The following is a 6,809-nucleotide window of genomic DNA, read 5'->3' on the forward strand; positions in this document are numbered from 1 at the left end:
TCACCTCGTCCCGCAGCCGGGTGATGTGCTCGGGGGTGGTGCCGCAGCAGCCACCGACCATCGACAGCCCGAACTCGGAGACGAAGTCGGCGACCTGCGGGCCGAACGCCTCGGCGCCGAGTGGGTACACGGCTCCGTGCTCGCCCAGCTCGGGCAGTCCCGCGTTGGGCATGACCGACACCGGGATGCCCGCGTGCTGGGTGAGGTAGCGCAGGTGCTCGATCATCTCGGCGGGCCCGGTGGCGCAGTTGAGACCGATCATGTCGACGCCGAGCGGTTCGAGCGCGGTCAGCGCGGCCCCGATGTCGGACCCCAGGAGCATGGTCCCGGTGGTCTCGATGGTCACATGCGTGATGATGGGCAACCGGCGCCCGGCGGCCGCCATCCCGTCCTGGCAGCCCAGCACCGCGGCCTTGACCTGCAGCAGGTCCTGGCTGGTCTCCACCAGGTACGCGTCGGCCCCGCCCCGGGCCAGGCCCTCCGCCGCGCGGGCGTAGGCCTCCCTCATCTCCTCGAACGTGGACTGCCCGAGCGAGGGCAACTTGGTCCCCGGGCCGAGGGAGCCGAGCACCATCCGCGGGGTGCCGTCCTCGGAGGGGCCCATCTCGTCGGCGACCTGCCGGGCGATCGCCGCACCCTTCTCGGCCAACTCACCGATGCGGTCGACGATGTCGTAGTCCCCGAGGTTGGACAGGTTGCACCCGAAGGTGTTGGTCTCCACCAGGTCCGCACCGGCGGTGAAGAACGCGCGATGGATGTCCGCCACGACGTCCGGTCGGGTGGCGTTGAGGATCTCGTTGCACCCCTCCAGGCCGAGGAAGTCGACATCGACGTCCAGGTCCACCGCCTGCAACATCGTGCCCATCGCCCCATCGCTGATCAGTACTCGCCGACGGGCGGCGTCCAACAAGGGCGAATCGAAATCGACAGACATGGCCCCAGTGTATGGGTGCCCCGGAAGTCGCCGTCCGTAGGCTGTACTGATGACTGTCGAATGGACACCCGACGGGCACCTCGATCTCGAGAGCCCAGTGATGATCGTGGCCTTCGAGGGCTGGAACGACGCCGCGGACGTGGCCACCGGGACCGTCGAACATCTCGCCCTGACCTGGGAGGCGCGGCAGATCGCGGAGATCGGTGGCGACGAGTTCTTCGACTACCTCGACCAGCGACCGACTGTCCGACACTCCGGCGGGGTGTCGCGGTCGGTCGAGTGGCCACAGATCCTCGTGTCCGTGTGCCGACCGGACGGGTTCGACCACGATGTCCTGCTGGTCCGAGGGCCCGAACCCGGTCTGAAGTGGCGCCGCTTCGCCTCCGAATTCGTGGATCTCGTCGACACCCTGGGTGTCACCGAGGTGGTGCTGCTGGGTGCCTACCTCGCCGATGTGCCCCACACCCGCCCCGTCCCCCTCACCGGGACGGCGTTCAATCGCCAGCGGATGGCCGGCATGGGGGTCCGGGCCTCCGACTATGAGGGGCCCACCGGCATGACCGGGGTCCTCCAGCAACTCCTCACCGAGGCCGGCGTCCCGACGGTGAGTCTGTGGGCGGGTGTCCCCCACTACGTGGCCGCACCACCCAATCCGCGCGGCACCGAGGCGGTGCTGTCCTGGCTGGCGGAGAACCTGGGGGTCGCCGTCCCGATGGACGCACTGCGCGTGCAGTCCCGCACGTGGGTCGCGAAGGTCGACGCCGCGGCCGGCGAGGACGAGGACCTGCGCGACTACATCCAGTCCCTGGAGGACCGGATGGACGAGGAGAACGGGGTCGGTGCGGGGGTCGATCCCGAACCCGACCGCGGTCGGGCCGCTGACGGGGAGACGATGCCGCTGGTCGACGGCGAATCGATCGCCGCCGAGTTCGAGCGCTTTCTACGAGGAGAGCGGGACGAGCCCGACGCCGGTTAGACCGTCGCCCGTGCGCTGATCCCCACCAGGGTGATCCCGGGCCCGGTTGGTCCGGCGCCGGTAGTGCGGACCAGCGGTCACGGGACCACAGTCAGGATGCGGGGGCGAGTCCGAGCAGGGCGTCGAGGGCGGTCGCGATGGACGATCCGGCGGACGGGTCGGACTCGTCCCCGGCCAGGGTCGCCTCGGCCCACCTGTCGACCACGGCCAGAGCGCCCGGGGTGTCGAGGTCATCCGCGAGTCGTTCCCGCACGGCGACGATGGTCGCGACGGAGTCGGCGCCCGGCCCACGGGAGATCGCACGGAACCACGTCTCGCACCGGGCGCGGGCCTCGGCGAGCAGGTCCTCCGACCAGGAGCGGTCCGTCCGGTAGTGCCCCGCGGCCAGCGCCAGTCGGATGACGGTCGGGTCCACCCCCTGCTCGCGGAGTGTCTTGACGCGGACGAGATTTCCCAACGACTTGCTCATCTTGACCCCGTCGAGGCCGATCATCGCCGCGTGCACGTAGAAGCGGGCGAACGGGGAACGACCGGTCGCGGCCTCCGCGTGGGCGGCGGAGAACTCGTGGTGTGGGAAGGCGAGGTCGCTGCCGCCACCCTGGATGTCGAACTCCATTCCCAGTCTGTTCCGTGCGATCGCCGAACACTCGATGTGCCACCCAGGCCTGCCCGCTCCCCAGGGCGAGGGCCAGGACGGCTCCCCCGGTCGCTGCACCCGCCACAGCAGTGCGTCCAGCGGGTGCTCCTTGCCGGGCCGGTCCGGGTCCCCGCCGCGCTCGGCGAACGCGTCGGCCATCTCCTGGGCGTCGTACCCCGACTCGTACCCGAACGCCGGGGCGGCCCGATGTCGGTAGTAGACATCGGGGTACCCGTCGACCCCGGGATCGATCCTGTACGCGTGGCCCCGGTCGATGAGTTCGGTGACCATCTCCACGACCTCGTCGATGGTCTCGGTGGCGGCCACGTAGTCGCGGGGGGGAAGCACGCGGAGCGCGTGCATGTCGGAGCGGAACAGGTCGGTCTCGCGATCCCCGAGTTCCCTCCAGTCCACGCCGTCACGCTCCGCCCGTTCGAACAGTGGGTCGTCGACGTCCGTGGTGTTCTGGACGTAGTGGACCTCGTGCCCTGCGTCCAGCAGGAGCCGGTACACCAGATCGAAGGTCAGGTACGTCGCCGCGTGGCCGAGGTGGGTCGTGTCATAGGGGGTGATGCCGCAGACGTACATCCCGGCGACGGGCCCGGCGGACACCTCCCGGATCTCACCGCTCGCCGTGTCGAACAATTTCAGGGGGGCACCGTCGCCGGGGACGGCGGGGACGACAGGCGGGGGCCACGAGTGCATGCGGGCGAGTCTAGATACCGGGCGGGTTCAGAAGAGCGGCCAGGGTAACGGGTAGCCCGCCCCCGGGACCGGGAACACCTCGCCGTCGACCAGTGCGGTGACCCGAGCGCCCAGTGCACGTACCTCGGCGGGTGAGAGCAGGTCACGCAGGGTTCGCGCCAGGAGGGCGTCCTCGGACAACCCGCCGCGCACCCTCTCCAGTCCCTCGAGATCCCCCGGGGGCAGCGGCTGACCGGCCCACCCCCACAGGACGGTGCGCAGCTTCGACTCGGTGTGGAACGACAGGCCGTGATCGATCGCCCAGATCGCGCCGGAGGTGTCGACGAGGACGTGTCCGCCCTTGCGGTCGGCGTTGTTCACGACGTGGTCGAACAACGCGATCCGACGGAGACGGTCGTCCAGGGCGTGCGCCACCACCACGTCCTCGCCGCGGGGCCCCTCGCCGCGGAGCACCGCCACCCGGCCGGGAGGAAGGGCATCCACCGGGTGGACGTCCACCGGGTCGTGGCCGGGCGCCTCGCTGCGATCGACCTCGTCGACCCATCGTTGCGCCATCCCCGGTCCCCCGGGGCCGTGTGCGCCCACCGTCTCCGGCACCAGATCCCACCCCAGCGCGACGGACACCGCGTACGCCGCGATCTCCCGGGCCGCCAGGCTGCCGTCGGGGAAGTCCATGAGCGGCCGCTCCCCCGCCGACGGTTTGTACACCCAGTGCCCGCCCTCGGCGTCGACACAGCGGTACACCGCGTTGCTTCCCGAGGGAATCCGGTGCAGAACGGTGAGTTCGGGGCCCGGCGGGCTGGCGGTCACGGGTCGACGAGGTCGGCGAGCGCGTCACCGGAGCGCGGGAGGTACCCGTTGAGGCGGATGCACAGGTGCCCCGTGGTGTCTATCGGCTCGCCACACAGCGGGCACGGAGCACGTCCGGCGGAGACGACCTTCTCGCTGCGCAGGACGAACTGTCGTGCACGTTGCGGGGTCAGGAACACGCGGAGCGCGTCGGGGGCGTCCTCCGCATCCGAGAGGACGACCGACTCGTCGGTGGCGGTGGGGTCCGCCGCCAGCAGCTCCACGACGATCTGGCTCTTCTCGCCGTCCCACCCCAGGCCCATCGTGCCCACCTGGAACTCCGCGTCGACGGGCATCTCCAGCGGCGCCAGGTCGTCCACGACGCCGGCGGCCGGGGGGACGGGGACGTCGGACTTCGAGGCGATCTCGTCGAGGAGATCTCCCATGCGCTCCGAGAGGATCTGGGCCTGCTGCTTTTCACATCGGACGGAGACTGTTCGTCCGCCGCCCGTGGCCTGGACGAAGAACACGCGCTCGCCGGGTTGGCCGACCGTGCCCACCACGAACCGGGCCGGGTCGCGGAACTCGTGGACTTCCCTGCTCATGCCGGTCGTCTCCCTCGTGTGCTGCCGTGTCGTGCCGGGTGGTCCTGGGTGGAGGTGCGGTTCACAAGGGTACGTTCCCGCCGGGCACCGCGTCCGAGCTGGCGTCCCCGGCTGTGGCCTTGCCCACGTGGCCGGCGGGTTCCCCCCTGAGGCTGGCCAGGTCTCCGCCGGTGTCGTTGACCCGGAGGACGAACGGTCGGTGGGGGGTGTAGCGGACCACCGACACCGATCCCGGTTCCACCACGATGCGCTGGAAATGGTCGAGGTGCATCCCGTACGCGTCGGCGATCACCGACTTGATCACGTCCCCGTGGCTGCACGCCACCCACAGCACGTCGCGGCCCGCGTCCTCGGCCAGGCGCCGGTCGTGCACCCGGACCGCCGAGACGGCGCGGGTCGCCATCTCCGCGAGGGACTCGCCCCCGGGGAAGACGGCCGAGGAGGGGTGCTGCTGCACCACCGACCACATGTGTTCCGACGCGAGCTCGGTCAGGGTCCGTCCGGTCCAGGTCCCGTAGTCCACCTCGACCAGGCCCTCGTCGACCACCGGCTCCACCCCGAACGCGGAGGCCAACGGTTCGACCGTCTCCCTGCAGCGCAAGAGCGGCGACCGGACGACCGCCTCGACCGGCAGGCCGGCGAGTCGTCGGCAGAGGTCCCGTGCCTGCGCCCGGCCCGTCTCGTCGAGCGCGACCCCGGACGTGCGGCCGGCCAGTGTGAGTGCGGTGTTGGCAGTCGAGCGGCCGTGGCGGAGGAGGATGACGGTCATAACGGCAGGTTACCGACGTCGCGCCACTTCGGTGGCGCGGTCAGGTCGCGGGGATCGCGCCCGTGGACAGCAGAGCGATCACGGCCAGGCCCAGGATGATGCGATACCCGGCGAACCAGGCCAGCGAGTGGTTCTGCACGAAGCGCAGGAGCCAGGCGATGGCGGCGTAGCCCAGCACGAACGCGATCACCGATCCCACGATCAGCTGGATCCCGGTGGCGGACTGCCCCACGGACGGTTCGAACGCGTCGGGGAGGCTGAACAACCCGGAGGCCAGGACCGCCGGGATGGCCAACAGGAAGGAGAACCGTGCGGCGGCCTCGCGGGACATGTTGAGGAACAGGCCGGCGGAGATGGTGCCGCCCGAACGGCTGACACCGGGGATCAGAGCCAGGCACTGGGCCAGTCCCATGACCACCGCGTCCTTCATCGTCAAGCCCTTGAGCGACTGGCCGTCGACCGGACGGTCCTGCTTACCGAGCTTCTCCGCGATGAGGAACACGAACGAGAACGCGATGAGGACGATCGCCGTGATCCACAGGTTCCGGGCGGCGTCGCGGATGAGGTCCTTGCCGAAGAAGCCGATCACGGCGATGGGGATCGATCCGACGATCACGTACCACCCGAGCCGGTAGTCCGGGTCGTCGCGGTGTCGGGCGTTGAACACGCCCCGGAACCAGGCGACGAGGATTCGCACGATGTCCTTGAAGAAGAACACCAGCACGGCGGCCTCCGTACCGAGCTGGATGACCGCCGTGAACGAGGCACCCGCGTCCGCACCGAACAACCACGTGGAGAAGATGCGAAGGTGCCCGGAGGACGAGACGGGCAGGAACTCCGTGATCCCCTGGATCACGGAGAGCACGATCACCTGGAGCCAGGACATGCCGTCCGCAGCGGGGGCGGCCAGGACCGTCGGGTTCACGGGCGCTGCTTTCTGTCGGGGAACGTCGGCGCGGGCGCGGGTGTCTCACCGCACCGCCGTGAGGGTAGTCGTCCGGACCTGGACGGCGGCCGAGGACCCGCGTGGGGGACACTGTGGAGAAGTCGAAAGGATCACCGTGCCCCTTCGTGTCCACCGCCGCTCCGCTGTGACCGCCGCTCTGCTCTCCCTCGCCGTCGGGCTCGCCGGTTGCGCGTCGACCACCAGCCAACTGGAGGACTACACCGGGATCGAGCAGGGCAACGCCCGCCCCGCCGCGTCGCCTCAGGTCTCCGATCCCGAGGGCGGTGAGATCGTCCCGGCCCCGGGGTCCGTGTCATCCCTCATCGCCGTGGGCGACACGGTGGTGGCGCAGGTCGACGGCCCGCCGACTCTCGAGATCGCCCGGGTGGACGGGACCCGATGGATCCCGGAGTCCACCGTCGAGCTCCCCGCAGATGCGGGTACCGCC

The 6,809-nt window shown here is 70.3% G+C and carries 7 protein-coding genes and 1 pseudogene; 2 read left to right on the forward strand and 6 right to left on the reverse strand.

The genetic code is table 11. The annotated features are described in order from the left end of the window. Nucleotides 1-934, reverse strand: a 934-nt coding sequence (locus tag G6027_RS18655; protein ID WP_241726860.1) for a homocysteine S-methyltransferase family protein, incomplete at its 3' end; no start/stop codon positions are given. Between the two features lie 49 nt (nt 935-983). On the opposite strand from G6027_RS18655, the gene G6027_RS06005 reads away from it, so the two are divergent. Beyond that, nucleotides 984-1,910: a PAC2 family protein gene (locus G6027_RS06005; RefSeq protein ID WP_182636316.1), complete on the forward strand. Its 927-nt coding sequence runs from the start codon at nt 984-986 to the stop codon at nt 1,908-1,910. A gap of 91 nt (nt 1,911-2,001) precedes the next feature. Here the strand turns inward: G6027_RS06005 and mshC are convergent, their stop codons facing one another. The 5 genes from mshC to G6027_RS06030 form a co-directional block, all read right to left on the reverse strand. Then, complete coding sequence (gene mshC, locus G6027_RS06010) at nt 2,002-3,252, reverse strand: cysteine--1-D-myo-inosityl 2-amino-2-deoxy-alpha-D-glucopyranoside ligase (RefSeq protein WP_182636318.1); 1,251 nt, start codon at nt 3,250-3,252, stop codon at nt 2,002-2,004. A gap of 27 nt (nt 3,253-3,279) precedes the next feature. Continuing rightward, nucleotides 3,280-4,062, reverse strand: coding sequence for an SCO1664 family protein (locus G6027_RS06015; RefSeq protein WP_182636320.1), 783 nt, complete (start codon nt 4,060-4,062; stop codon nt 3,280-3,282). Beyond that, a complete protein-coding gene (locus G6027_RS06020; protein ID WP_182636322.1) occupies nt 4,059-4,646 on the reverse strand; it encodes a DUF3090 domain-containing protein in 588 nt (195 codons plus the stop codon). The genes G6027_RS06015 and G6027_RS06020 overlap by 4 nt, the downstream gene beginning before the upstream one ends. A gap of 61 nt (nt 4,647-4,707) precedes the next feature. Continuing rightward, entirely contained in the window at nt 4,708-5,415 is a 708-nt protein-coding gene (locus tag G6027_RS06025) for a histidine phosphatase family protein (RefSeq protein WP_182636325.1), read from the reverse strand. 40 nt (nt 5,416-5,455) lie between these two features. Beyond that, complete coding sequence (locus G6027_RS06030) at nt 5,456-6,301, reverse strand: undecaprenyl-diphosphate phosphatase (RefSeq protein ID WP_241726866.1); 846 nt, start codon at nt 6,299-6,301, stop codon at nt 5,456-5,458. A 175-nt stretch (nt 6,302-6,476) separates the two neighbouring features. Between G6027_RS06030 and G6027_RS18660 the strand changes: the two are divergent. Continuing rightward, nucleotides 6,477-6,809: pseudogene (locus G6027_RS18660) on the forward strand (hypothetical protein); the annotation flags it as partial.

Origin of the sequence: Dietzia sp. SLG310A2-38A2, assembly GCF_014145095.1 — a bacterium.
GTDB lineage: Bacteria > Actinomycetota > Actinomycetes > Mycobacteriales > Mycobacteriaceae > Dietzia.